This is a genomic window from Tardiphaga robiniae (genome assembly GCF_001618955.1).
In the GTDB taxonomy this organism is placed as follows: domain Bacteria; phylum Pseudomonadota; class Alphaproteobacteria; order Rhizobiales; family Xanthobacteraceae; genus Tardiphaga; species Tardiphaga robiniae_A.
On sequence record NZ_LVYV01000010.1, the window covers coordinates 23,709 to 48,367 of the forward strand.

Below are 24,659 nucleotides of genomic sequence, written 5' to 3' on the forward strand. Positions count from 1 at the left end.
TCAAACAAAAAAGATAGAGCCTCGGTTCTGATATCATCAGAACCGAAAAGGCTCTAGCCAGCGCTCTTCTTCGCGACCGTTTTCACAGCCTTCTTGGCGACCGTCTTTTTCGCCTTGACCGGTGCGCGCGCCTTGCTGGCAGCAGCGCCCTCAGCCTTGGGCTTGGCTGCGGCTTTCTTCGCAACAGCCTTCTTGGCCGCCGGCTTCTTCTCGGCTGCGTCGGCCTTCTTGGCGACAGCCTTCTTCGCCGGTGCCTTCTTGGCGCCGCGCTTCGGCTTGATGCCGCCCTTGGCCACGCGCTCGTCGATCAGCGCGATCGCCTCTTCGAGCGTGATGGTCTCCTGCGTCTTGTCGCTCGGGATCGTCGCATTGACGCCGCCCGCGGTGACATAGGCGCCATAACGCCCGCCCTTCACGGCAACGCCGCCGAGGGTCGGATGGTCGCCGAGCGGCTTGCCGGGATCGGCGCCGAAGCGGCGACCGCTCGGGCCCTTGGCGATCTTCTCGGCGATCAGCGTGACCGCGCGATTGAGGCCGATGTCGAACACCTCGTCGCCGGCTTCCAGGCTGGCATAGGTCTTCTCGTGTTTCACGAACGGCCCGAAACGACCGAGGCCCGCGGTGATCGGCTCGCCGGTTTCCGGGTGCTTGCCGATCTCGCGCGGCAGCGACAGGAGCTTGAGTGCCAGATCGAGTTCGACATCGCTGGGCGACGTGTTCTTCGGAATGCCGGCACGCTTCGGCTTCTCGCCTTCTTCGTAATCCTTGGCTTCGCCAAGCTGGATGTAAGGTCCAAAACGTCCAGCCTTCACTGTGACTTCCAGACCCGACACCGGATCGGGGCCGAGCACACGATCGGCATTGGCGCCGCTATCGGCAGCCAACGGACGCGTGTAGCGGCATTCCGGATAGTTCGTGCAGCCGACGAAGGCACCGAACTTGCCGGCCTTCAGATTGAGACGACCGGTGCCGCAGGTTGGACACTGACGGGGATCGCCGCCATCTTCACGCGGGGCATAGATATGCGGGCCGAGCATCTCGTCGAGCGCGTCGAGCACCTGCGCCACGCGCAGATCCTTGATCTCGTTCACGGCGCCGATGAAGTCGGTCCAGAAATCCTTGAGCACCTGCTGCCAGGAGATCTCGTTGTTGGAGATCCTGTCGAGGTTCTCTTCCAGCGCCGCGGTGAAATCGTATTCCACATATTTGGCGAAGAAGTTCTCGAGGAAGGCGACGACGACGCGGCCTTTGTCCTCGCCATAGAGGCGCTTCTTTTCGAGACGAACGTAACCGCGATCCTTCAGCACCTGCAGGATCGATGCATAGGTCGAGGGACGGCCGATGCCGAGCTCTTCCATGCGCTTGACCAGCGATGCTTCCGAGAAGCGCGGTGGCGGTTCGGTGAAATGCTGGGTAACCGCGAGGTTCTCTTTCTTCAGCGCTTCGCCTTCGCTCATGGCGGGCAGGCGGCGTGAATCTTCATCCTCGGCGTCGTCGTCCTTACCTTCCTGATAGACCGCGAGGAAGCCGTCGAATTTCACGACCTGACCGGTGGCGCGCAGTTCGAGCAGGCGCGATCCCGCCTTGGCGGCGATATCGACGGTGGTGCGCTCCATCTCGGCGGATTCCATCTGGCTGGCGATGGTGCGCATCCAGATCAATTCATAAAGCCGCGACTGATCGCTATCGAGACGGCCGCGCAGGCTCGCCGGGCGACGCGACATATCGGTCGGACGGATCGCTTCGTGCGCTTCCTGCGCGTTCTTGGCCTTGCTCGTATATTGCCGCGCGGCGTCCGGCACATATTGCTTGCCGTAGTCCTCGCCGATCACTTCGCGCGCCTGAGTAATGGCCGAGCCATCGATCTGCACGCCGTCGGTTCGCATATAGGTGATGAGACCGGTGGTTTCGCCGCCGATGTCGATGCCTTCATACAGACGCTGTGCGATGCGCATGGTGTGCGCCGGCGCGAAGCCGAGCTTGCGGCTGGCTTCCTGCTGCAGCGTGGAGGTCGTGAACGGCGCTTGCGGATTGCGGCGTGCCGGTTTCGCATCGACGGTGGAGACGGTGAAGTTGGCGGCCTCGATGGCCTTCTTGAAGTCTTCGGCTTCCGTGCCGGTGCCGATATCGAGACGCTGGATCTTCTTGCCGTCGGCGCCGACCAGGCGCGCGTCGAAGCTTTCGCCGCGCGGCGTCGCCAGCGTGGTCACCAGCGACCAGTATTCGCGCGGGATGAATTTCTCGATTTCCTGCTCGCGGTCGCAGACCAGGCGCAGCGCGACCGATTGCACGCGGCCCGCGGAGCGGGCGCCGGGCAGCTTGCGCCACAGCACGGGAGAAAGCGTAAAGCCCACCAGATAATCGAGGGCGCGGCGCGCCATATAGGCGTCGACCAGTGCGCCATCGATCTCGCGCGGATTCTTCATCGCGTCGGTGACAGCCTGCTTGGTGATCGCGTTGAACACCACGCGCTCGATCTTCTGATCCTTCAGCGCGCGCTTCTGCTTGAGGACTTCGAGCACATGCCAGGAGATGGCCTCACCTTCGCGATCAGGGTCGGTCGCGAGGATGAGCTTGTCGGCGCCTTTGACGGCCTTGGCGATGTCGTTCAGTCGGCTGGCGGCCTTGGGGTCGATCTCCCAGATCATCTGGAAATTGGCGTCGGGATCGACCGATCCGTTCTTGGCGGGAAGGTCGCGGACATGGCCGAACGACGCCAGGACCTCATAGTCCTTGCCCAGATACTTGTTGATCGTCTTGGCCTTTGAAGGCGACTCGACAATGACGAGATTCATGTGATTCCAATAACTTACAGGGGGAATCCGGCTTGGGTCTGCGAGAGTCGCGCCAGCCGTTTCGCGGCGAACATGGGTGCGAAGGGGTCCCGTGTCAAATCGTGAGTTGTTGATGGCGGCGGCAGCGGGTTCCCAATCGTTTACCAAGGGTTGTAAAATACAACCATTAAGGGTATGATTTGATGCTTCGTTGGTGCTGATTTCGCCCGGACTGCCCGGGTAGGGAATGCCTATGACACCGCCCATTCCGGACGTTCAAGCGCAGGGCGATGGCGGGCCGGAAGAGGCGGCTCTTTATATAAAGAGTGCGGTCCGCGATCTGTCGCGGATGGCGCGCCGGCATCGCCACGACATGCTCGCTTATCTGCTCGACATGGCGCATCTGGAAACCGAGGAGATCCTGCGGCTGCGAGGACTGCGCAAGCCGTCAGGCCGTTGAGGACACAATCGTGGTGTCGCCATAGCCGAGCAGCCTGCCGTCGGCCGCATGCAGTTCCAGCCTCTTGATCTGCTTGCCGGTCTTGCGATCGACCATGATGGTCGTCGGTTCGCCGGGTTTGAAAGCGTAGTCCTCTCCCCATTGGCGCAGCGCCACCATGATTGGATGGACCGCCTGGCCTTTCTCGGTCAGGACATAGTCCTGATAGGCGCTGCCATCGGCTGCCGGCTCCAGTTTCAGGATGCCGTCCTCCACGAGGGCTTTCAGCCTGACGGCGAGAATGTTCTTCGCCAGTCCGAGACTCTTCTGGAATTCGCCGAAGCGGCGCGCGCCCAGCATGGCGTCGCGGATGATCATCATCGTCCAGCAGTCGCCGATCACTTCCATGGATCGTGCGACCGGACAGGTCGAGTCTTTCAGACTGGTTCGTTTGGCCATGCGACTTTCCAGCGGTGGAAAAAAGAAATGCAGTGATTAGCGGACATGTGGTTGCATTATGAAACCATCCGCCCTAAATGGCAATGTGGTTTTAAAAAGCAACCACTTGATCATCAGGAGATCACCATGCGTTTGGCGAACAAGACGGCGCTCATCACGGGCGGCAATAGCGGTATCGGACTGACCACGGCGAAGCTCTTCGTCGCTGAGGGCGCCAAGGTGGCCATCACCGGCCGTGACAAGGCGAGGCTCGACACGGCGGTGGCCGAACTCGGCCCGAATGCGATCGGCATCGTGGCTGACGCGACTGACATCGCTGCCACCGAGAATGCCGTGGCCAAAGCTGTCGAGAAATTCGGCAAGCTCGACATCGTGTTCGCGAATGCAGGCATCAGCGCGCATACGCCAGTGGGTGGCACCGCGCTCGATGTGTTTGAGTCCGTCTTGAAGACCAACATCACCGCGGTATTCTTTACCGTGCAGGCAGCCGTTGCGCATCTCAATGACGGCGCGTCGATCATTCTCAACGGCTCGGTGATCTCGGTGCTCGGCAATCCCGGCTACGCAGCCTATGCGGCGAGCAAGGCTGGCGTGCGCGCCATGGCGCGTGTAATGGCGTCCGAGCTGTCGCCGCGCAATATCCGCGTCAATGTCGTCTCGCCCGGCGCGACCGCGACGCCAATCTGGGACCGTGTTGCGCCGACGCCGGAAGCTTTCAACGCATTCGAGAAGCGCCTGTCGCAGACCATTCCGCTCGGGCGTTTCGCCAAGCCGGAAGAAGTTGCGAAGACCGTGCTGTTTCTCGCGTCGGATGATGCATCGAACATCCAGGGCGCAGAGATTTTCGTCGATGGCGGTGTGACGTCCGCCCCGGCAGGTGCACCGGCCTATCGCTCCTAATACGCCGTTATCCCGGGGCACGGCGGACCGCGAAGCGGAACGACGTGAACCCGGGATCTCGCTCTGCTGAAACTCATTTCGGGGAATGACAGTTCCTGGTTTGGAAACCTACGCCGCGTGCAGATCCGTCGCTGCCTGCAAGGCACTGGCAACGGCTTTCTCGCGTAGCTCCGGTCCCATCATGATGCCGTCGGCGGCGATGAATTCGAGATTGGTGACGCCGATGAAGCCGAATACCCAGCGCAGATAGGTTTCGAGATGTTCGCCGGCAGCCGTCGGCATGTCCGCGCCGTAGAAGCCGCCGCGTGAAATGGCGACGATGACGCGCTTGCTGCCCGCGAGGCCTTCCGCGCCCTTGTCGCCATATTTGAATGTCTTGCCGGCGACGAGGATGCGATCAATCCACGCCTTGAGCTGACTCGGAATGGTGAAGTTGTACATCGGTGCGCCGATCACCACGATATCGGCAGCAAGAAACTCCTCCAGCACGGCACTACCGGCGGCGAGATCGGGCTGAAGTGCGGCGTCGGGCGCTGCGCCCTGCGCGACGGCGAGATGGGAGCCGGACAGATGCGCCAGCGGCGTGGCGGTGAGATCGCGATAGGTGGTCTTGAGGCCGGGATTGGCCTTCGCCAGCCGGTCGGCGATGGCGGCGGATACCTGCCGGCTGACGGAGTGGAGGCCGAGCACGCTGGAATCGATATGGAGCAGTTTCATCTGGGTCATCCCTGGTATAGGTTTGTAACTGACGCTAGATGAGTGACTGTCAAAAACTGCGCAAGAAGGCACAATTTTGAAACCCGAGCACAAAAAGGTGCCTGCTTTGCCGGCGATTCCGCATCAGGAGAGTGACTGCCGCGGCGTCGCCTCGGTGTTGGCGCGGGTCGGCGACAAGTGGAGCGTACTGGTGATCATGCTGCTCGGCGACGGCCCACGGCGCTTCAACGAGTTGAAACGGATGGTCGGCGGCATCTCGCAGCGGATGCTGACACTCACATTGCGCGGGCTCGAACGCGACGGGCTGGTGACGCGCACCGTGTTTCCGACGGTGCCGCCGCGCGTGGACTATGAACTCACGGCGCTTGGCCGTGGCTTGAGCGATCCGGTGATGAAGCTCGGCCAGTGGGCGCAACAGCATCTGCCTGACATCAACACGGCGCGACAGAATTTCGACGGGCGCAACGCGCAGGACTGAAGCTAGATCATCGACACCAGCCCGCCGCCGTGGCGCTCCAACCGTCCGGCGAGCTCGAGCTCCAGCAGCACGATACGCACCGTGGACGCCGACGCGCCGGCAAGACGAATGAGATCGTCGATGCCGACGGGGCTCGGGCCGAGCAGGGAAATCACGCGCGCGCGGTCGCTGCTATCCGGTTCGTCGAATGACGAGACGTCATCGGGCTCACGGCTCGGGAGCTCGATCGGCCGCTCCATGATCGGCGCGACCGCATTGATCACATCGGAGGCTTCGGTCACCAGCGCCGCGCCTTGCTTGATGAGGTCGTTGGTGCCGGCGGCGCGCGGATCGAGTGGTGAGCCCGGCACGGCAAACACTTCGCGGCCCTGTTCGGCGGCCATCCGCGCCGTGATCAGCGAGCCCGAGCGATGCGCCGCTTCGATAACGACGACGCCGAGTGCGGCGCCCGAGATCAGACGGTTGCGGCGGGGAAAATCGCGGGCGCGCGGGACATGGCCGAGCGGCATCTCCGAAATCGCGCTGCCGTTGTCCAGCAGGGCGACCAGCAGGTCCTCATGCTCGGGCGGATAGATCTTGTCATGGCCACCGGCGAGTACCGCGACGGTGCCTCCATTCAGGCTGGTGCGATGCGCAGCCTGATCGATGCCGCGTGCGAGGCCCGAGACGATGACGAAGCCGGCGTCGCCGAGATCGCGCGCCAGTCTATCCGCGAATTTCAGTCCTGCGCCGGACGCATTGCGCGAGCCGACGATGGCGATCATCGGCCGCATTAGCGCGTCCACTTTGCCGCGGATGCCAAGCAGCGGCGGTGCATCGTCGATCCCCGCCAATCGCGGCGGGTAGCCGGGCTCACCGGGCGCGACAAGCGTGGTGCCGATCTTGCGTCCGAGGTCGAGTTCACGCTGGGCATCGTCGGCGCTGCAGATCCGGCCGGCGCGGGCAGCGCCGCCGCGGCGCGCCAGATCGGGCAGCCGCTCCAGCGCGGCGCGTGCGCTGCCGAAGTGATTGATCAGCGACCGAAACGTGCGTGGCCCCACATTGTCGCTGCGGATCAGCCGCAGCCAGTCGAGCCGCTGGGCGTCCGTGAGCTGTGTGCTGCCCTGTGAGATGCTGTCCAAACCATGCTCCCCCGGTGGAGAGCATCTATCAACTTAAGGATGCATTCAATTGACATTCGCACCTAAGGTGCGAGAGTAGGGGTGAGCCCTGATGGCTTGTGTTCAGTGATGGCAATGCTTTGGGACGTGAACAACTTCCAGCGGATCGGCGCATCGAGCAACGCCGCCGTTGGGCGTGAGTTCGAGGAGGCGGCGCAGATCTTCTTTCATTCCGAGGGCGTGCAGCTTGCGCGCAATTTCGTCGTACCCGTCGGCCACCGGCTGCAGAAGAACAAGCGCTTCGATCTCGGCAGCGCCAGCCCGCGCATCCTGGTCGAATGCAAGTCCTACACCTGGACAGTGTCCGGCAATCGGCCGAGCGCCAAGATCCGTGGCATGAACGAAGCCATGCTGCTGTTCGGTGCGGCGCCGCGCGACTATCGGAAGATTCTGTTCGTGCTCAAACATCTTCACCCGCATTCGAAGGTGAGTCTGATCTCGCACTATATCAAGAACAACGGCCACCTGATCAGCCGCGGCGTCGAGATCTGGGAGTTCGATCTCGACGCGAAGCAGGGTGCGCGGGTGTTTTAAACTGACACTGACGCCGGGTTGGTCGCGGCTAGCCTCGTTTGCCGAATTCCTCAGCCGCGATCCGGACCGCCTGTTGGACGGCAGGATAGCCGCTATAGGGGGCTAGGTTGAGCAATGTCTCCAGAATTTCGTCTCGGCTGGCTCCCACATTCAGGGCGGCATTGATGTGCACGCGAAGCGGTGTCTCGGCGGTCTTCGATCCAACGGCGGCGAGGGCGGCGCAGGCGGTTAGTTCTCGCGTCCTGGCGTCTATCCCCCTACGCGAAAAGATCTCGCCATAGGAGTGTTCGACAATCATTCGCCCGAGGTCAGGGGCGATATCGTCAAAGCTTCGGACTACGGCATCTCCGGATGCGCCCGAGGTCTTTCCGAGCGCCGCGCGTCCGCGCTCCAATCGCATCTGCCGGGTTTCGGCATTAGCCGGGCGGAACGATATCGGCTGGCTTGCGGCGGTGTCGCCAAAGGCTTCCTTGGCAACCGCAAAGGCATTCAAGGCGCACGGAAAGCCACGATAGACGCTAACCTGCATCAAAAGTTCGACCACTTCGTCTCGCGTTATGCCTTGGGCTAGCGCGCCTTGGATGTGCCGGCGGAGGGCAGCGGCATGATTGCCGCCTGCCGCTAACATCGCAATGATCACAAGCGCCTTGGCCTTGAAATCCAGCCCCTGTCGGGAAAGTGCTTCGCCGAAAGCGAATTCGACCGAGAGCTGCGCCAGATCGGGCGACGCTTTTTCAAACTCGCCGAAATATGCCTGCATGTCACCGCCGGTGAGGCGGCTTGCGGCTTCGCTGCCGTTCTGCGCACGTTCGGTTCCATCGTCCGTGGCGGGCTCGACCGGCACGAAAGCGAGCTTTCGTTCGGCGAAAATGCTGCGCAACAGCCCGACCGCATTGATGGTCGGAGGAAAACCGAGCAAGGCGACGGAGACGAACATTAGTTCGACGAGGACGCGCGGCTCGCCGCCGACATTGAGATAGCCCGCCATATGATACTTCAGTTGCGGCTGGGCACTCCCATCGGCGAGCAGCATTGCCACCGTACAAAGTTGTCGCAGTGGAAGCGCGAGCCCGGGCCGAGACAGCACGTCGCCATACGGATACTCCACAGTGAAGCGCGCGAGATCCGCAGATACTTCCGCCAGGCTGTTGACGGGGCCGTCGAAATTCTCGCCGCCGACCTTGCGCAGTATGTCGAAGCCGCGTGCGAATCGCTCATTGCCCATTGCTGTTGTTCCTGCATCGGCTTCTTGCACGGGAACGGCCAATGAAGCCCCCGCTGCGCCGAGCGCTGTGAGAAAGTTGCGGCGGGAGGCAATTTTGTCCGGCGGACTGTCTTCGCTGGCGGGGGCGTCCGCGTTCTCCTGCGGGTTGATCTCAACCTTTAAGGGGGCGCGCGAGCGTTTCGCGGATGTGCCGTGTCTGGTGATCCCTAGCAGCGTCATTGTCCTTCTCCACCGTGTTCAGGCCGGAATAGCCGGCGATTTTGGTGTCGAGGACGGCAAGGCAGTCATGAAGTTCGGCCAGACGAGCACGGACATTGGTCCGATGCTGCTCGAGGATGAGCCGGCGGTCTTCCGTGGTTTGCGAACCTCGCTCGCGCAGCTGAGCGTATCGCAGCATGTCGCGGATCGGCATCCCGGTCGTCCTGAGGCGTCCGAGAAAGGCAATCCACACCAAGATGGAAGCGTCATATTCGCGTTGACGGGAGGCATTGCGCGGTGCGCCAGGAAGCAGCCCGATCCGCTCGTAATAGCGGATCGTGTGTGCTGACAAGCCGGCGCGCTTTGCGAGTTCTCCGATTTTCATGTTCTGTCTTCTCGTCACGACGCTGACCTTGCTACAGGTTAGAGTGCGCTCTAAGTCAACAGCAAATACTTCTTCGCTCGGAGCTGACGAAGCGGCATTTGTACGCAGTTATAGGCATCGAATGCGGCGATCCAGGATCGAGATCATGCCATGCAGGCAGCACAGTGGCGAAGGACGTCAACTGTTCACGATCACGAGGCCCAAGCAGCCTGACTCAATTTTTCGCGCCGATCTTGCCTTCGGTGCCATTCAGCAATCGCTTGATGTTTTCGCGGTGCATGAACCACAGCAGCAGGCTCAGCACGGTCGCCAGCACGGCGAGCTGCGGCGCCTTTGCCCACCACAGGAAGATCGGCGTGATGGCACTGGCGGTCAGGGCCGAGAATGACGAGTAGCGCGAGGAGAAGGCGCAGGCGAGCCAGGCGAGGCAGAACACCACGGCGGCCGGCCAGTACAGGCCGAGCATGATGCCGATATAGACGGCGACGCCCTTGCCGCCCTTGAAGCCGAGCCAGACCGGGAACAGGTGGCCCAGGAAAGCGAAGAGACCGGCGATCATGGCCGGGACGGGACCGCCGACACTGCCGGCGATGATCACGGCGACGGTGCCCTTGAGGGCATCGAGCAGCAGTGTCGCCGCGGCAAGGCCCTTGCGGCCGGTGCGCAGCACATTGGTGGCGCCGATATTGCCCGAGCCGATGGTGCGGATGTCCTGCGTGCCGGCGAGCTTGGTCAGCACCAGCCCGAACGGGACGGACCCGAGGAAATAGCCGAGCGCGGCGGCGAATATGTAGAGAACGATCATTGGACCTCTATTCTAAGACGCGCTTCGCACTTTCGTGCGCTCAGACGCGCTCCGCGCTTTCGGTGCCCTAAGACACGCCTATCGCGTCAGACGTGCTCGTAAACGGTGCGTCCGCCGACAATAGTGCGTGCGACGCGCCCCGTGAAGCGGGCTTCGTCGAATGGAGTATTCTTGCATTGCGATTTCAGGTCCGCGGGATCCAGCACCCACGGTACATCGGCGTCAATGACAATGATGTCGGCGACAGCGCCGGGGCGCAGCGTGCCGCCTGGCAGGCCGAGCAGTTCGGCCGGGCGTGTCGACATCGCACGGATCAACTGGGTGAAGGTGAGCTCGCCATTGTGGATCAGCCGCAGTCCCGCCGACAGCATTGTTTCGAGGCCGATGGCACCCGGCGCGGCTTCGGCAAATGGCAGGCGCTTGGTCTCGACGTCCTGCGGATTGTGATCGGACATGATGACGTCGATCAGTCCTGACGCGACGGCCTCGACCAGCGCGCGGCGGTTCTCTTCGGTGCGGAGCGGCGGCGACAATTTGAGATAGGAGCGATAGGGCCCGATATCGTTTTCGTTCAGCGTCAGGTGATTGATCGACGCCGAGGCGCTGACACGCAAGCCGGTGTCGCGGGCGCGCTTCAGGATCTCGATGGATTCGATGCAGGTCAGCGATGCCGCATGGTAGCGCCCGCCGGTGAGGGCGACGAGGCGCATGTCGCGCTCCAGCATGATGGCTTCGGCAGCATTGGGAATTCCCATCAGGCCGAGCCGTGACGCGCGCTCGCCTTCATTCATCACGCCTTCGCCGACGAGGTCGGGATCCTCGGTGTAATGCACGATCAGCGCGTCGAAATCGCGCGCATAGGTCAGCGCGCGGCGCATGATCTGCGCGTTGGTGATGCTCTTGTCGGCATCGGTGAAGGCGACCGCGCCGGCCGCTTTCAGCAGCCCGATCTCGGTCATCTCATGGCCTTCGAGGCCCTTGGTCAGGGCGGCCATCGGATGGATGTTGACGATGGCGGTGTCGCGGGCGCGCCGCAGCACGAAATCGACCGTAGCTGAGTTGTCGATGGTCGGCGAGGTATCCGGCTGGCAGATGATGGTGGTGATGCCGCCGGCTGCGGCTGCACGGCTGGCAGAGGCGAAAGTCTCGCGGTGGCTGGCGCCGGGTTCGCCGACGAAAGCGCGCATGTCGACGAGGCCGGGCGCCACGACCTTGCCGGCGCAATTGATGATGTCGGTGCCTTCGGGCACGCCAGCCGCGCCAATGCCGCGGCGGGCGTCGCGGATCATGCCGTCGGCGATTAGCACATCCCCGATACCGTCGAGGTCACATGACGGATCGATCAGGTGCGCATTGGCGAGGAGGATTGGGCGGCGATCTGTCAGCATGGCGTCACGCGTTCGGGAGGTTGCGCGCGAGCGCTTCGAGCACGGCCATGCGGACCGCTACGCCCATCTCGACCTGTTCGCGGATCAGCGACTGCGCGCCGTCCGCGACGAGGGAGTCGATCTCGACGCCGCGGTTCATCGGGCCGGGATGCATCACCAGCGCATCGGGCTTGGCGTAAGCGAGCTTCTTCTGGTCGAGGCCGAAATACTGGAAATATTCGGCAGAGGACGGGACGAAGGAGCCGTTCATGCGCTCGCGCTGCAGCCGCAGCATCATCACGATGTCGGCGCCGTTGAGGCCTTCGCGCATGTCGCGCGCGACCTCGACACCCATGCGCTCGATACCCGGTGGCAGCAGCGTGGAGGGCCCAACCACGCGCACGCGTGCGCCCATGGTGTTGAGCAGCAGGATGTTGGAGCGGGCGACCCGCGAATGCAGCACGTCGCCGCAGATCGCGATCACGAGACCTTCGAGGCGGCCCTTGTTGCGACGGATGGTCAATGCGTCGAGCAGGGCTTGCGTCGGATGTTCATGGGCGCCGTCGCCGGCATTGATGACGGAGCCGTCGACCTTGCGCGCCAGCAGTTCGACCGCGCCGGAGGCATGATGGCGCATCACGAGAATGTCCGGATGCATCGCATTCAGCGTCATCGCGGTGTCGATCAGCGTCTCGCCCTTTTTGATCGAGGACGATGACACCGACATGTTCATGACGTCGGCGCCGAGCCGCTTGCCGGCCAGCTCGAACGACGACTGGGTGCGCGTCGAATTCTCAAAAAACAGATTGATCTGGGTACGACCGCGCAGCGAGGAACGCTTTTTGTCGACCTGGCGGTTCAGCTCGACATATTCCTCGGACAGGTCGAGGAGGCCGGTGATATCCGCGGCGGAAAGGCCCTCGATGCCCAGCAAATGCCGGTGTCCGAGGACGAAAGAGGATTTCGTGGCTTGGGTCATTAAAACGAAAGCTATAGGCAGAGTTGAAAAGCGGAGCAAGCGCGATTCGCCGGCTTTTCGGTTATCCCCCGGTCAGTCCGGTGGCAGGGTAAAGATGATGGGTATAAATCGCCGTAAAGTCGCCTGTTTGGATCGCGAGCCCGCTGATGAGACGTTCTCCAAATCGACTGTTGAGGGTGGTCTCGGCGGGGCTCTGGCTGGCGTTGGGCGCTCAGCCTGCGCAGGCGCAAAACCTGCCTGACGATTTCGTGTTCCTGCGCGATATCGATCCCTCGATCCGGCAGGACATCCGCTATGCCGGCGTCAACAATTTCGTTGGCCGCAAGCTCAGCGGCTATGATAGCGCGGAATGCGTGGTGAAGCGCCCGGTCGGCCTCGCTCTGCAGAAGGTGCAGCGCGAATTGATGGCGCAAAAACTGTCGCTGAAAATGCTGGATTGCTATCGGCCGGCGCGGGCGTCGCGCGACCTGGTGGCGTGGGCGCGCGATGGCAACGAGACACCTGCGCAGAAGCGTTACAATCCGTCCTTCAGTAAGGCTGATCTGTTCAGGCTCGGCTATATCGCGGAGCGCTCGGGCCATTCCACCGGCGCGGCGCTCGATCTGACGCTGGTCGATCTGCGTGCGCCTGCGTCGCCGGCATTCGATCCGAACAAGGCCTATGCAAGCTGCATCGCGCCGGAAGCGCACCGCGCGCCCGAGGGCAGCGTCGATATGGGCACGGGTTACGATTGCTCCGATGCGAAGGCGCATACCGGATCGCGCGCGATTTCACCCGCGCAGCGGCGCTGGCGGGATCTCCTGACGGTGGCAATGGGCAAGCAGGGCTTTGTGAATTATTCCAAGGAATGGTGGCACTTCTCGCTGCCGGGCACGGGCGTGGGCGCCTACGATTTCCCGATTGCGCGGCAGGCAAGATAGCCCCGTGAAATCGCAGCCGATCCGGCGTAAAATGATTCGCAATATCGCCTTCAGCCGGAACTGATTCATGACCGACGCCACCTCTGCCATTCATGCGGTGCTCAACCAGTCGCCCCCCTTCGAGGACGTCAATCTGTTCGAGCTGGACCGGCCGCTCGTGGAAGCGGTTGCGATGAATGAGGGCTCGTTCGCCTATGTCGACCACGCCGAATTCGGTCAGCTCTGGGGATCCGCCGAGATGGCGCAGCGCGCGCGGCTGGCCAACGAGAATACGCCGAAGCTGCGGACTTTCGATGCGCGCGGCAACCGGCGTGATGAGGTCGAGTTTCATCCGGCCTATCACGAGCTGATGGCACAGAGCATTGCGGCGGGAATCCACAATTCGACATGGACGCGTGACGGCAAGTCCGCACGCGGCGCGTCCGAAGTGGCGCGCGCCGCAAAATTCTACATGGCCGCACAGGTCGAGACCGGACATCTCTGTCCGATCACCATGACACGCGCTGCCGTCGGCGCGCTGGCGATGCAGCCGGATGTGCTGGCGCAGGTAATGCCGGTCATTGCCAGCCGCGATTACGATCCGAGCTTTGCGCCATGGTCGGCCAAGCGCGGCATGACGCTGGGCATGGGGATGACCGAGCGGCAGGGCGGCACGGATGTGCGCAGCAACATGACGCGCGCGGTGCGCGACGGCGATGCGTATCGGATCAGCGGCCACAAATGGTTCATGTCGGCGCCGATGTGCGACGCATTCCTGGTGCTGGCGCAGGCCGAGGACGGGTTGAGCTGTTTCTTCATGCCGCGGTTCCGGCCCGATGGCTCGCTTAACTCGCTGAATTTCCAGCGTCTGAAAGACAAACTCGGCAATCGCTCCAATGCGTCGTCGGAAGTCGAATTCAACGACGCCTATGCGCTGCGCGTCGGTGATGAAGGCAAGGGCATCCGCACCATCATCCAGATGGTGCAGCTGACGCGGCAGGATTGCGCCACAGCATCGGCCGGATTGATGCGCTCGGGTTTGGTCCATGCGCTGCATCACGCAAGGCATCGCAGCGTATTCCAGAAACATCTTGCCGATCAGCCGATGATGCAAAGCGTGCTCGCGGACATGGCCCTGCATGTCGAGGCCTCCACGGCGCTGGTAATGCGGCTGTGTCGTGCGTTCGATCTGGCGCCGGAAGATCCATCCGAGGCGGCCTATATGCGTTTCCTGACGCCGGTGGTGAAATACTGGGTCTGCAAATCGGCGCCGGGCTTCCTCTATGAGGCCATGGAATGCATGGGCGGCAACGGCTATGTCGAGGAAGGCATTCTGGCGCGGCATTATCGTGAGGCGCCGGTCAATGCGATCTGGGAAGGCTCCGGCAATGTGATGTGTCTCGATGTGCTGCGGGCGCTGTCGCGCGAAGGTGACGCTTCGACCGCGGTGCTGCAGGACCTGATGCTGGAGACGCGCGGAATGCCCGGCGCGGCCGACACTGCGGCCTTCATCATCCGCACCTTGCTGCGGCCCGACAGCGAGCGTGTTGCGCGGCAGGCGGTGGAATCGCTGGCGTTGCTGGCGGCCTGCGCCGCGCTGAACATGGTGCATCCGCCCCATGCTGAACTGTTTGCGCGGACACGCCTCGATGGTGCGCGCAACGCGATCTACGGCACCGCTGAATTGACCGAAGCTCAGGGCCGGGGACTGCTCGAGCGGGCGTTGCCGCAGTGAGTGCACTGGAGACGCCGATCGCTCCCGTTACACCCTCGGATCTGCCACCCGCGACAAAGCCGCCGCGGGTCTGGAAATTCTGGGGCACGTGCCTCTGGGGGCTGTTCGCTTTTGCAGCGATGTTCGTCGGTCAGTTGACCGTCGTCGCCTATTACCTGCTGATCAAGGATGCGCCGCTCGATGCGACGCTGCTGATCAAGGCGATGAGCAGCGGTACGACTATCGCCGCGTCCGTTCTCATGGGGCTTCCGGCAGTGTGTCTGGCGCTGTGGCTGGCGACGCGCATGGCGCGGCAATCCTTTGCGGACTATCTGGGGCTACGCGGCACGTCCTGGAAAAACTATGTCATTGGCACGGTGGCGCTGATCGTGCTGGTCGGCGCCTGGGAGCTGGTCGCAAAAGGCATGGGGCGCGACTCCGCACCGACTTTCATGCTGGAAGTGCTGAAGTCGGCCCGTGCCGACGGCGCGCTATGGCTGCTCGTGATCGCGTTCTGCGTCGGCGCGCCGATGACTGAAGAATTCTTCGCGCGAGGCTTCCTCTATCGCGGCTGGTCGGAATCGTTTTTGCGGCCGTTTGGCGCCATCGTGGCATCATCGCTGGTCTGGACGGCAATGCATCTGCAATACGATTGGTTCTTCTTCGTCGAGATTTTCACTATCGGGCTGCTGTTCGGCTATATGCGCTATCGCAGCCACTCGACATGGCTGACGATCTTTCTGCATGGCCTCAACAATCTGGCGGCGACTGTTCAGACGCTGCTCATCGCGAACGGTGTGATATCGCCGTAGCTATTCCGCCAGCGCAATGAAGACGGGCATGGTCAGGACCGCCAGCGTGGTCTGAATGGTCAGGATCTGCGCCAGGAGGGGCGCGTCGCCGCCCATCTGCCGCGCCAGAATATAGCCGTTCGATGCCGACGGCACCGACGCGCAGCAGACGACCACCGCGAGGTTGGTGCCGGACAGGCCGAAGGCGATACCGAGGCCCATGGCGATCAGCGGCATCACGGCGAGTTTCAAGACGACTGTCAGTGCTGCAGCCATGCCGGGCTTGTGCAGGCCTTCGAGTTGAAGACCGGCGCCGACAATGAGCAGACCCATCGCCAGCGAGCAGCGTCCGAGCGCATCGAGGAATTCGTGTGCCGGTTTTGGAACGGGCAATCCGGCCAGGTTGATCGCGAGGCCGATCACGCAGGCCCAGATCAGCGGGTTCCTGGCGATGGTCAGCAGCAGCGCCGGCCAGGCCATCCGTTGCGGTGAGGCGTAATGCGCCAGCACCCAGACCGCCAGAATATTCAGCAGTGGGATCATCGCCACCATGGCGACGGAGGCCAGCGTGATGCCGAGGTCGCCCCACAGATTGCCAGCGACCGATAGTGCCACGAAGGTCTGCCAACGCGTGGCGCCCTGAAACAGCGACGTAAATGCCGGCCCATCGAGGCCGATGGTCCGTGCCAGCAACGGGCGCAGCGCCAGACACAGTGCGGACATCAGGATGACGGAGAGCAACAAGGCACCGCCGACACCTGCGATGGGCACCGACGCCAGATTGGCGCGCGCCAGCGTGTCGATGAGCAGGGCGGGGAACAGCACGTAATAGACGAGCTGTTCCAGCCCGACCCATTCGATGTTCTGTTTCAGCAGCAGGCGCCGCAGCGCGTAGCCGAGCACGATGAGCAGGAAGACCGGGACGAGAGCGGTAAATACCGTCAGCATGGGGTCAGCGAATATCCGGCGTGCGCAGCAAGGCGGCGAGGCGATCTAGCGCGCCCTGAAGAATGAAGATCGCGGCATGTTCGTCGATGACCTTGGCGCGTTTGGCGCGGCTGACATCGTTGGCAATTAGTTCGCGCTCGACCGCCGATGTGGAGAGCCGCTCGTCCCAGAAGGCGATTGGCAATTCAGTCAGTTTCGAGAAGTTGCGCGCGAAGGCACGGGTCGATTGTGCCCGCGGGCCTTCGCTGCCGTCCATGTTGATGGGCAGGCCAAGCACGAAGCCACAGATGTTGCGCTCGCCGGCCAGCTTGATCAGGCGCGCGGCATCCGCCTTGAAGGCAGTGCGCTCAACAGTCTCAATGCCGGTGGCGAGACGGCGGTCGGGATCGGACACCGCGACGCCGATGGTCTTGGTGCCGAGATCGAGACCGATCAGCGCGCCACGGGCGGGCAGATGTGCGGCGGCTTCAACCAGGGGGAGGATCACAGCGGGCATGACTCCGCATAACACGCGCGGCCATCAGGTCAAACGTTGCGCCGCAATTATCGGGGATGACGGCGGCTGCGCCATTCCTCGGCGGTCATTTCCCAGATTTCCGAGGGCCAACGGCCGGAGACGTAATCGCGATCCTCGGTGGCGATCACGCGCATGCCGGACGTTTCCGAAAGCCGGCGCGATGCGGTGTTGGCGATGGCCTTGATGACGCGCAACACAGGCCGCTGCAGGGTATCGAACCAGTAATCGGTCACGGCGTCGCTGGCCTCGGTCATCAGGCCTTGTCCGTGCCAGGCGGGATCGAGCCAGAAGCCGCGGTTTTCGTCACTGCTGTCCCTGACATTGATCATGCCGATCAGTTGCTCCGGTGCGGTCTTCAGGCGGATCGACCAGTGCCATTCGGTGCCACGCTCCATGCCTGGCAGCACGACATCGCGCAGGAAAGTGAAGGCGCCATCAGCCGGGTAGGGCCATGGCACGCGGCTGGCGAGAAAGCGCACCACCTCGATTTGCGGGAAAAGCCGCTGGACCGCATCGGCATCGTCGAGGACGAGCGGGCGCAGGATCAAGCGCGGCGTGGTCAGCTCGGGAATGGCAGCGGTCATCGGTCGCGTTTCACATCGGTGGTGATTTGCGGCAAGGTACAAGGTAGTAGCATCGTTCCCGCGTTTCTGCGTCTTACGTCACGAGCCCGATCTATGGACGCTCTCAGCCTGTTTGGATTGTTCGCCGTCAGCGCCATGCTAGTCTGCTACGCGCTGGAGGCGCGCAGTCCGTGGTTCACGCTGGCCTTCGCCGGCGCCTGCGGGCTTGGATCGCTTTACGGATTTCTGCAGGGCGCCTGGCCGTTCGGGCTGGTGGAGGCGATCTGGGCTGGCGTTGCGCTGCGCAAGTGGATGCTCATACCCCGCGCAACCGCATAGCTCGCGCGGGTGCGGCCGTGTTAGCCTGAACATGGCTCGGCAATGATGCGCGTGCCATTTCCTCAAGTTTGTCTCAAGATCGTCACTGCTTTGCCGCTGGATTCAGGGGCATTGCCGCAAGATTGTCGCAAGAATCCGGAGATCCCCCATGTGGCCTGACCGCCGACTGATCGACCTTTTCGGCATCGAATTTCCCATCGTGCAGGCGCCGATGGCTGGCGTGCAGGATGCCGACATCATGATCGGCGCAGCGGAGGGCGGCGCGCTCGCCTCGTTGCCGTGCGCAATGATCTCGCCGGAGAAAGCCCGTGAGCAGATCAATATCGTGCGCCAGCGCGTCTCCGCGCCGGTCAACATGAATTACTTCTGCCACACAACGGTAGACGCTGATCCGGCACGCGAGGCCAACTGGCGCAAGCGGCTGTCGTCCTATTACACCGAACTCGGGCTCGATCCGAATGCAGACATCAATGCGGCCAACCGCGCGCCGTTCGACGAGGCGATGTGCGCGCTGGTGGAAGAGCTGAAGCCCGAAGTGGTCAGCTTTCACTTCGGCCTGCCGGACCCGGCGCTGTTGAAGCGCATCAAGGCAGCCGGCTGTCGGGTCATCGCCTCGGCGACCATCGTCAAGGAAGCCGTCTGGCTCGAAGAGCGCGGCGTCGACGCGGTCATTGCGCAGGGGGCGGAGGCCGGCGGTCATCGCGGCATGTTCCTGACCGAGGATATCGCCACGCAGCCCGGCCTGTTCGCGCTGCTGCCGCAGGTGGTGGATGCGGTGAAGGTGCCGGTGATCGCGGCGGGCGGTATCGCCGATGGGCGCGGCATTGCGGCAGCCTTTGCGCTCGGCGCGGCCGGTGTGCAGATCGGCACCGCCTATCTGCGTACGCCGGAATCCAAGGTGAGCGGGCCGGGTCGTGCGGCCCTGGCCGGGGCGTCGGATGCCTCCACCGTCATCACCAATGTCATGACCGGGCGTCCAGCCCGGGGCGTCATCAATCGCGTGATGCGCGAGGTCGGGCCGGTCTCGCCCGATGCGCCGGCATTCCCGCATTCGGCGACCGCGCTGGGGCCGCTGAAAGCCGCCGCCGAGAAGCTCGGAAGGACCGATTTTACCAATCTCTGGGCCGGCCAGTCGGTCGGAATGGGCAGCGAACGGCCTGCGGCAGAGCTGACCCGGTCACTGGCGGCGGCCGCATTGGCGCGGATGGCTGAGTTGCGGGGCTAGGGCGTCAAACAAGGCGGAGGCGTCGCCGGTTGCGGCGCGAAACCTCCGTCTGCTATACGGCGGGCAGATTTCGCCTTGAGGCCCTATATAATGTCCGTCGATGCTGCCACCGTTCGCCGTATCGCGCATCTCGCGCGGATCGCGGTCACAGACGCTGAAGTTCCCCATCTGCAGGGCGAGCTGAACGCGATGCTGGCCTTTGTCGAGCAGTTGCAGGAAGTGAATGTCGACGGCGTCGAGCCGATGACCTCGGTGATGCCGATGGAAATGAAGAAGCGCGCCGATGTCGTCACTGACGGCGAGATCGTCGACGCGGTGACGGCAAATGCGCCGGAGTCCGAAGATCATTTCTTCCTGGTGCCGAAAGTCGTCGAGTAATCGAGCAAGAACCGTTCGGACGGAAACCGCCATGTGCCTGCTTTGCGACGATGAAAAGTCCTATCAGCTCTATATGGACTACCTCGACGAGATGGAGCGTCAGGGGAAGGTCAAGGACGTCGACGCGGCCATGGATGCCATCCTCGACAAGGTTCAGGCCGCACAGGAGGCTGACGACAAGCTCCGCCGCAGCTCTTTCAAAAAAGATGCACCTGAAAACGACAAGACGCTCTCTCCCTTCTTTTGCAGCCCGGTCAATAAATAGATGACAGATCTGACGTCGCTGACACTCGCCGAGGCGCGTGACGGCCTTGCGACCAAATCCTTCACGTCAGTCGAACTGACTGACGCGCATCTCAAGGCGATGGAAGCCGCACGCGTGCTGAACGCCTATGTGCTGGAGACACCGGATCAGGCGCGCGTCATGGCGCAGGCGGCCGACGCGAAGCTCGCCAAGGGCGAGGGCGGCTGGCTTGGCGGCGTTCCGCTCGGCATCAAGGATCTGTTCGCCACCAAGGGCGTGCGCACAACCGCATGTTCGAAGATTCTCGGCAATTTCGTGCCGCCTTATGAGTCGACCGTGACCGCACAACTGTGGCGTGACGGGGCCGTGATGCTCGGCAAGCTCAACAACGACGAATTCGCCATGGGCTCGGCGAACGAGACCTCGTTCTTCGGCCCGGTGGTCAATCCGTGGCGGCGCGAGGGCTCCGACGTCAATCTGGTGCCCGGCGGCTCGTCCGGTGGTTCGGCTTCGGCCGTTGCCGCAGGGCTCTGTCTCGGCGCGACCGCGACCGACACCGGCGGTTCGATCCGCCAGCCCGCGGCGTTCGCCGGCATCGTCGGCATGAAGCCGACCTATGGCCGCTGCTCGCGCTGGGGCACCGTCGCTTTCGCGTCGTCGCTCGATCAGGCCGGGCCGATCGCGCGCACCGTGCGCGATACCGCGATCCTGATGCGCTCGATGGCCGGTTACGATCCGAAGGACTCTACCTCGGTCGATCGCGCGGTGCCCGACTATGAGGCGGCGATCGGCAAGTCCGTGAAGGGCATGAAGATCGGCATCCCCAAGGAATATCGCATCGACGGCATGCCGGCCGAGATCGAAAAGCTTTGGTCGGAAGGCGCTGCGCAGCTCAAGGCCGCCGGTGCCGAACTCGTCGATGTCTCCCTGCCGCACACCAAATACGCGCTGCCGGCCTATTACATCGTGGCGCCGGCGGAAGCGTCGTCGAACCTCGCGCGCTATGATGGCGTGCGCTACGGCCTGCGCGTGCCCGGCCGCAGCATCAGTGACATGTATGAGAATACCCGCGCCGAAGGTTTTGGTGCGGAAGTCCGCCGCCGTGTGATGATCGGAACCTATGTCCTCTCGGCCGGCTATTACGACGCCTATTATCTGCGCGCGCAAAAAGTCCGCACGCTGATCAAGCGCGACTTCGAGGAGTGTTTCGCTGGGGGTATCCACGCCATCCTGACGCCGGCGACACCGTCGGCCGCGTTCGGCATCGGTGAGAAGGGCGGCGCCGATCCGATCGAGATGTATCTCAACGACATCTTCACGGTGACGGTCAACATGGCCGGCCTGCCGGGTATCGCGGTTCCCGCCGGCAAGGATGTGCAGGGATTGCCGCTCGGATTGCAGCTGATCGGTCGCCCATTCGACGAGGAGACGTTGTTCTCGCTCGGCGAAACCATCGAGCAGGCATCGGGACGTTTCACGCCGCCCAAGTGGTGGGCCTGACATCATCCGGCTAGCGTCGGTAGCCCGGATGAGCGAAGCGACATCCGGGGGCCAGTGTTTCCGCAGGCTCGACGGTCCCGCATGTCGCTACGCTCATGCGGGCTACTTCAATCACACCTGTTGCGCGTTTGACATTGCGTTTTGCGGTGCACTTGGTCATGGTTTTTCCATGAGCATGGACCGTGCATGAGCACCGACGACGGGCTTCCGCCTTCCCAACAGGTCGACCAGATTCTGGGTTCCCCGAAGCTTGCAAAGGCGATCGAGAACGATCGCTACAAGCATCTGCTGGATCATGTTCCCGTTGCTCTCGCCATCTCGCGCGGATTGGGCAGCGAACAGCAGGTTGTCTACATCAACAGGGCCTTCGAGCAACTGATGGCAATGGCGCCGGCCGATGTCGAAGGCCAGAGCTGGACCTGCCTCGACGGCTTTCTCAACGAAGATAATCAGAGCCAGACACTCGGCGAGGCAATCCGCGACGGCGAGGATTTCATCGGCGTGTTCCGGCCGTCGCTACCGCTGGAACGGCTGGTGATCGTGCAAGCCTATGCCTCGGTGATCGAAAGCGACGACGGCGTTGAAAATTTCCGGATAGCTGCCCTTGTCGATGTCGGCGGCCGCGAGCGCGCGCAGATCGAGCAGTTCGAAAACCAGATCCGCGACCGCGACATGCTGATGCGCGAGCTGCAGCACCGGGTGAAGAACAACCTGCAGCTCATCACGGCGCTGGTGCGGCTCGAAGCCCGCTCGGCGGCAGAAGGCGAGGCGGTGGCGCTCGCGCGGCTCGCCAGCCGGATCGATGCGCTGACGGTTTTGTACCGGACGCTGTCCGACGAGAACGCCGCAGCCGATATCGATCTCGGACAGTATCTCGCCGATATCGCCAATGCGGTGATGGCTGCCAGCGCGACGGCGGATATCACGCTCGATGTGCAGGTCGGCTATTGCCCGATGTCGATCAATATCGCGATGCCGGCGGGACTGTTGGTCAACGAGATGCTCACCAACGCGCTGAAATACGCCTTCATCGGCCGTGCCGGCGGTCAGATCAAACTGATCTGCAAGCTGGAAGGCGGCCACGTCACGGTGGTTGTCGCCGATGACGGCATCGGCCTTGGCGAAGGCCAGGAGTGGCCGTCGCCGCGCAAGCTCGGCGCGCTGATCCTGCAGACGCTCAAAGAGAATGCGCCGAACGTGAAGTTCAATGCCGAGAGCATTCGCGGGCAGGGCAGCTGGTTCACGCTGGTATTCGATGCCGCACCGGGCAGTCAGCCGAATTAGGCTGGGCTACATCATCGCCAGCGTCATGCTCTGCTGGCGGGCATTCTGCGCGATCAATTTTCCGACCTGTCGCAAGCCTGGATGGTGATGGCGGCCGGCGCATTGCTCCTGATCGGCATGTCCACGCGATTCTCGCCGGCGTCCTACCTGCGGCTCTCTCGATAGCTCCGTCTGACATCCGCTGCCCAACCGGATCGCGCTACCTGACGCAGGCGGCTTGCCTTGTATTAACCATGATACGGGCGCGGATGCTTCCATCCGCGCCGCTTTGCATAAATGCGTAATGATTTGGATTATGGTTTGTTTGAGCTTTCAGAATGCGCGGCGTTGCGGGGATCGGCTCCACCCTTCGGTCAGATCCGGGGACAGGTTTCGACTGAAAGTGTGCGAACGGTAGACTTATGACTTGGGTACGCTCTATCGGTGTTGTCGTCACGATCTGCACCCTGCTGATTGGCTGTGCGTCGGTTCACAATGTTCCGGTCAATACGCCGGCGACCGATAGCGGGCTGGCAAGACTCAACGCCGGTTTCGATAGCTCCACGGTCACGGACGATGTTCTCGTCGGTCTCGCATTTTCTGGAGGCGGCACGCGGGCGGCGGCATTCTCTTTTGGCGTGCTCTCGGAAATGGAGCGGATCCCGGTTCGCGGCGCAGCGAGTTCAGTGCTCGATCACGTTGATTTCGTGTCCGGTGTGTCCGGCGGCTCGGTGCTGGCAGCCTATTACGGGTTGAAAAAGCGTGCGGCGTTGTCGGATTTTCGCGAGCGCTTCCTGATCCGTAACGCGGAGGAGGGGCTTCAAACCAGCCTGTCGCTCGGCACCATCGGCCGTGCCTTCTCTGGTGGGGTCAATGACTCCGTTGGCTTCACCAAATGGCTCGATGCCAATCTGTTTGAGGGGGCGACGTTCAGCCAGCTCCGCGCAGGCCGGCCGCGGGTCTGGATCAATGCCTCGGATATCTACAACCGGGTTCCGTTTATCTTTGATGCGACGGCGTTCAGCGCGATCTGCAGCGACCTCACCACCTATCCGATCTCCAACGCCGTAGCCGCGTCGGCTGCGGTGCCGATTGCGTTTGCGCCGGCGGTGGTTCAGGCATTCCCCGGCACTTGCAACGATCCGTTGCCACCCTGGATCAAGCGTGTCGCCGCCGATCGTACCGCTTCGCCGATGTTGAGTTCGTATGCGAAGGCGATCGTCCGCTACCGCGACGGCGCGGTGCCCTACATTAAGCTGCTCGATGGCGGGCTGGTCGACAATTACGGCGTTTCCGGCCTCACCATCGCGCGCGAGTCATCGGAGACGCCCTATGGGCCGATTTCGCCGCAGCAGGCGGTGAAACTGCGGCGCGCGCTGTTTCTGGTGGTCGATGCCAAGGCCGGCATTTCCGGCAACTGGGTACAGACAGTGGAAGGACCGAGTGGCGTCGATCTAATCAAGGCTGCCGTCGATACCACCATGGATGCCAGCGTCGGCGCCAGCTACACCGCCTTCGATCGCACCATGACGGAGTGGCAGAACTCGCTGGTGCGCTGGCGCTGCGGCCTGTCGGCAGCGGAGCGGGCGCGCTATGGCGCGCGCCCTGGCTGGAATTGCCGCGACCTCAAAATCTCCATTGGACGGTTAGGATTCGATCAGCTCGAGCCGACTCGCGCGGCTGTTCTTGAGACGGTCCCGACGCGTTTCTCGCTGCCGCAGGCGCAGGTCGATGAGGTTATCGCCGCCGGCCGCGACGCGCTTCGCGCCAATCCGACCTTCCGGGCCTTTGCCGCGGGCATGTAGGCGCGGCGGCGCCCGCGCTCTGTGATCGGGCTTAGGCATGGCTTGAACATGCC

The 24,659-nt window shown here is 62.9% G+C and carries 26 protein-coding genes and 1 pseudogene; 14 read left to right on the forward strand and 13 right to left on the reverse strand.

Annotated features, from left to right (window positions below; all coding sequences use genetic code 11):
• Positions 1-53 precede the first annotated feature (53 nt).
• Positions 54-2,795, reverse strand: a complete 2,742-nt coding sequence (gene topA / locus A4A58_RS12395) for a type I DNA topoisomerase (protein ID WP_068732401.1) — start codon at positions 2,793-2,795, stop codon at positions 54-56.
• Positions 2,796-3,027: 232 nt separating this feature from the next.
• Between topA and A4A58_RS12400 the strand changes: the two genes are divergently transcribed.
• Entirely contained in the window at positions 3,028-3,234 is a 207-nt protein-coding gene (locus A4A58_RS12400) for a hypothetical protein (protein WP_244499748.1), read from the forward strand.
• Here the strand turns inward: A4A58_RS12400 and A4A58_RS12405 are convergent.
• Positions 3,223-3,672, reverse strand: a complete 450-nt coding sequence (locus tag A4A58_RS12405) for a winged helix-turn-helix transcriptional regulator (protein ID WP_068732405.1) — start codon at positions 3,670-3,672, stop codon at positions 3,223-3,225. The genes A4A58_RS12400 and A4A58_RS12405 overlap by 12 nt on opposite strands.
• A 126-nt stretch (positions 3,673-3,798) precedes the next feature.
• Between A4A58_RS12405 and A4A58_RS12410 the strand changes: the two genes are divergently transcribed.
• A complete protein-coding gene (locus A4A58_RS12410) occupies positions 3,799-4,572 on the forward strand; it encodes a glucose 1-dehydrogenase (protein WP_068732406.1) in 774 nt (257 codons plus the stop codon).
• Between the two features lie 108 nt (positions 4,573-4,680).
• Here A4A58_RS12410 and A4A58_RS12415 read toward each other — a convergent pair whose 3' ends face one another.
• Positions 4,681-5,289 (reverse strand): FMN-dependent NADH-azoreductase, encoded by a 609-nt coding sequence (locus A4A58_RS12415; protein ID WP_068732557.1) that lies wholly within the window; start codon positions 5,287-5,289, stop codon positions 4,681-4,683.
• A 76-nt stretch (positions 5,290-5,365) separates the two neighbouring features.
• On the opposite strand from A4A58_RS12415, the gene A4A58_RS12420 reads away from it, so the two are divergent.
• Positions 5,366-5,767, forward strand: coding sequence for a winged helix-turn-helix transcriptional regulator (locus A4A58_RS12420; RefSeq protein ID WP_068732407.1), 402 nt, complete (start codon positions 5,366-5,368; stop codon positions 5,765-5,767).
• Positions 5,768-5,769: 2 nt separating this feature from the next.
• Here the strand turns inward: A4A58_RS12420 and dprA are convergent, their stop codons facing one another.
• Entirely contained in the window at positions 5,770-6,888 is a 1,119-nt protein-coding gene (dprA, locus tag A4A58_RS12425) for a DNA-processing protein DprA (protein ID WP_068732409.1), read from the reverse strand.
• Positions 6,889-6,996: 108 nt separating this feature from the next.
• On the opposite strand from dprA, the gene A4A58_RS12430 reads away from it, so the two are divergent.
• Complete coding sequence (locus A4A58_RS12430) at positions 6,997-7,461, forward strand: hypothetical protein (RefSeq protein WP_081421847.1); 465 nt, start codon at positions 6,997-6,999, stop codon at positions 7,459-7,461.
• Positions 7,462-7,489: 28 nt separating this feature from the next.
• Here the strand turns inward: A4A58_RS12430 and A4A58_RS12435 are convergent, their stop codons facing one another.
• From A4A58_RS12435 to A4A58_RS12455, 6 genes and pseudogenes are all read right to left on the reverse strand, one after another.
• Positions 7,490-8,686 carry a carboxymuconolactone decarboxylase family protein gene (locus tag A4A58_RS12435; RefSeq protein ID WP_068732411.1) on the reverse strand — a complete coding sequence of 399 codons (1,197 nt, stop codon included), beginning with the start codon at positions 8,684-8,686 and terminating at the stop codon, positions 7,490-7,492.
• A 33-nt stretch (positions 8,687-8,719) separates the two neighbouring features.
• A pseudogene (locus A4A58_RS31825) lies at positions 8,720-8,905 on the reverse strand (twin-arginine translocation signal domain-containing protein); the annotation flags it as partial.
• Positions 8,838-9,269: a MerR family transcriptional regulator gene (locus A4A58_RS12440; protein ID WP_068732412.1), complete on the reverse strand. Its 432-nt coding sequence runs from the start codon at positions 9,267-9,269 to the stop codon at positions 8,838-8,840. The pseudogene A4A58_RS31825 and the gene A4A58_RS12440, both read right to left, overlap by 68 nt.
• Positions 9,270-9,483: 214 nt before the next feature.
• Positions 9,484-10,074: a glycerol-3-phosphate 1-O-acyltransferase PlsY gene (gene plsY, locus A4A58_RS12445; protein WP_068732414.1), complete on the reverse strand. Its 591-nt coding sequence runs from the start codon at positions 10,072-10,074 to the stop codon at positions 9,484-9,486.
• 86 nt (positions 10,075-10,160) lie between these two features.
• Positions 10,161-11,462: a dihydroorotase gene (locus A4A58_RS12450; protein WP_068732416.1), complete on the reverse strand. Its 1,302-nt coding sequence runs from the start codon at positions 11,460-11,462 to the stop codon at positions 10,161-10,163.
• Positions 11,463-11,466: 4 nt separating this feature from the next.
• Positions 11,467-12,420, reverse strand: coding sequence for an aspartate carbamoyltransferase catalytic subunit (locus A4A58_RS12455; protein WP_068732418.1), 954 nt, complete (start codon positions 12,418-12,420; stop codon positions 11,467-11,469).
• Between the two features lie 146 nt (positions 12,421-12,566).
• Here A4A58_RS12455 and A4A58_RS12460 point away from each other — a divergent pair, with 146 nt between their 5' ends.
• From A4A58_RS12460 to A4A58_RS12470, 3 genes are all read left to right on the forward strand, one after another.
• A complete protein-coding gene (locus A4A58_RS12460) occupies positions 12,567-13,340 on the forward strand; it encodes a M15 family metallopeptidase (RefSeq protein WP_068732420.1) in 774 nt (257 codons plus the stop codon).
• A gap of 67 nt (positions 13,341-13,407) precedes the next feature.
• Positions 13,408-15,054, forward strand: coding sequence for an isovaleryl-CoA dehydrogenase (locus A4A58_RS12465; RefSeq protein ID WP_068732422.1), 1,647 nt, complete (start codon positions 13,408-13,410; stop codon positions 15,052-15,054).
• A complete protein-coding gene (locus A4A58_RS12470) occupies positions 15,051-15,845 on the forward strand; it encodes a CPBP family intramembrane glutamic endopeptidase (protein WP_244499750.1) in 795 nt (264 codons plus the stop codon). Before A4A58_RS12465 ends, A4A58_RS12470 begins: the two co-directional genes overlap by 4 nt.
• Here the strand turns inward: A4A58_RS12470 and A4A58_RS12475 are convergent, their stop codons facing one another.
• From A4A58_RS12475 to A4A58_RS12485, 3 genes are read right to left on the reverse strand one after another with little or no spacing between them, the layout of a single operon-like run.
• Entirely contained in the window at positions 15,846-16,772 is a 927-nt protein-coding gene (locus A4A58_RS12475; RefSeq protein WP_068732424.1) for an AEC family transporter, read from the reverse strand. It abuts the gene before it with no gap.
• Positions 16,773-16,776: 4 nt separating this feature from the next.
• Positions 16,777-17,268, reverse strand: coding sequence for a Holliday junction resolvase RuvX (ruvX, locus tag A4A58_RS12480; protein WP_068732426.1), 492 nt, complete (start codon positions 17,266-17,268; stop codon positions 16,777-16,779).
• A 47-nt stretch (positions 17,269-17,315) separates the two neighbouring features.
• A complete protein-coding gene (locus A4A58_RS12485; RefSeq protein ID WP_068732428.1) occupies positions 17,316-17,873 on the reverse strand; it encodes a GNAT family N-acetyltransferase in 558 nt (185 codons plus the stop codon).
• Between the two features lie 93 nt (positions 17,874-17,966).
• Here A4A58_RS12485 and A4A58_RS12490 point away from each other — a divergent pair, with 93 nt between their 5' ends.
• From A4A58_RS12490 to A4A58_RS12520, 7 genes are all read left to right on the forward strand, one after another.
• A complete protein-coding gene (locus tag A4A58_RS12490; protein ID WP_068732430.1) occupies positions 17,967-18,191 on the forward strand; it encodes a hypothetical protein in 225 nt (74 codons plus the stop codon).
• 148 nt (positions 18,192-18,339) lie between these two features.
• A complete protein-coding gene (locus A4A58_RS12495; protein ID WP_068732432.1) occupies positions 18,340-19,416 on the forward strand; it encodes an NAD(P)H-dependent flavin oxidoreductase in 1,077 nt (358 codons plus the stop codon).
• A gap of 90 nt (positions 19,417-19,506) precedes the next feature.
• Positions 19,507-19,794 carry an Asp-tRNA(Asn)/Glu-tRNA(Gln) amidotransferase subunit GatC gene (gatC, locus tag A4A58_RS12500; RefSeq protein ID WP_068732434.1) on the forward strand — a complete coding sequence of 96 codons (288 nt, stop codon included), beginning with the start codon at positions 19,507-19,509 and terminating at the stop codon, positions 19,792-19,794.
• A 31-nt stretch (positions 19,795-19,825) separates the two neighbouring features.
• Positions 19,826-20,059: a hypothetical protein gene (locus A4A58_RS12505; protein WP_068732436.1), complete on the forward strand. Its 234-nt coding sequence runs from the start codon at positions 19,826-19,828 to the stop codon at positions 20,057-20,059.
• Positions 20,060-21,538, forward strand: coding sequence for an Asp-tRNA(Asn)/Glu-tRNA(Gln) amidotransferase subunit GatA (gatA, locus tag A4A58_RS12510; RefSeq protein ID WP_068732438.1), 1,479 nt, complete (start codon positions 20,060-20,062; stop codon positions 21,536-21,538). It abuts the gene before it with no gap.
• Positions 21,539-21,724: 186 nt separating this feature from the next.
• A complete protein-coding gene (locus A4A58_RS12515) occupies positions 21,725-22,822 on the forward strand; it encodes a sensor histidine kinase (RefSeq protein WP_068732440.1) in 1,098 nt (365 codons plus the stop codon).
• Between the two features lie 401 nt (positions 22,823-23,223).
• Entirely contained in the window at positions 23,224-24,606 is a 1,383-nt protein-coding gene (locus tag A4A58_RS12520; protein WP_068732442.1) for a patatin-like phospholipase family protein, read from the forward strand.
• Positions 24,607-24,659 lie beyond the last annotated feature (53 nt).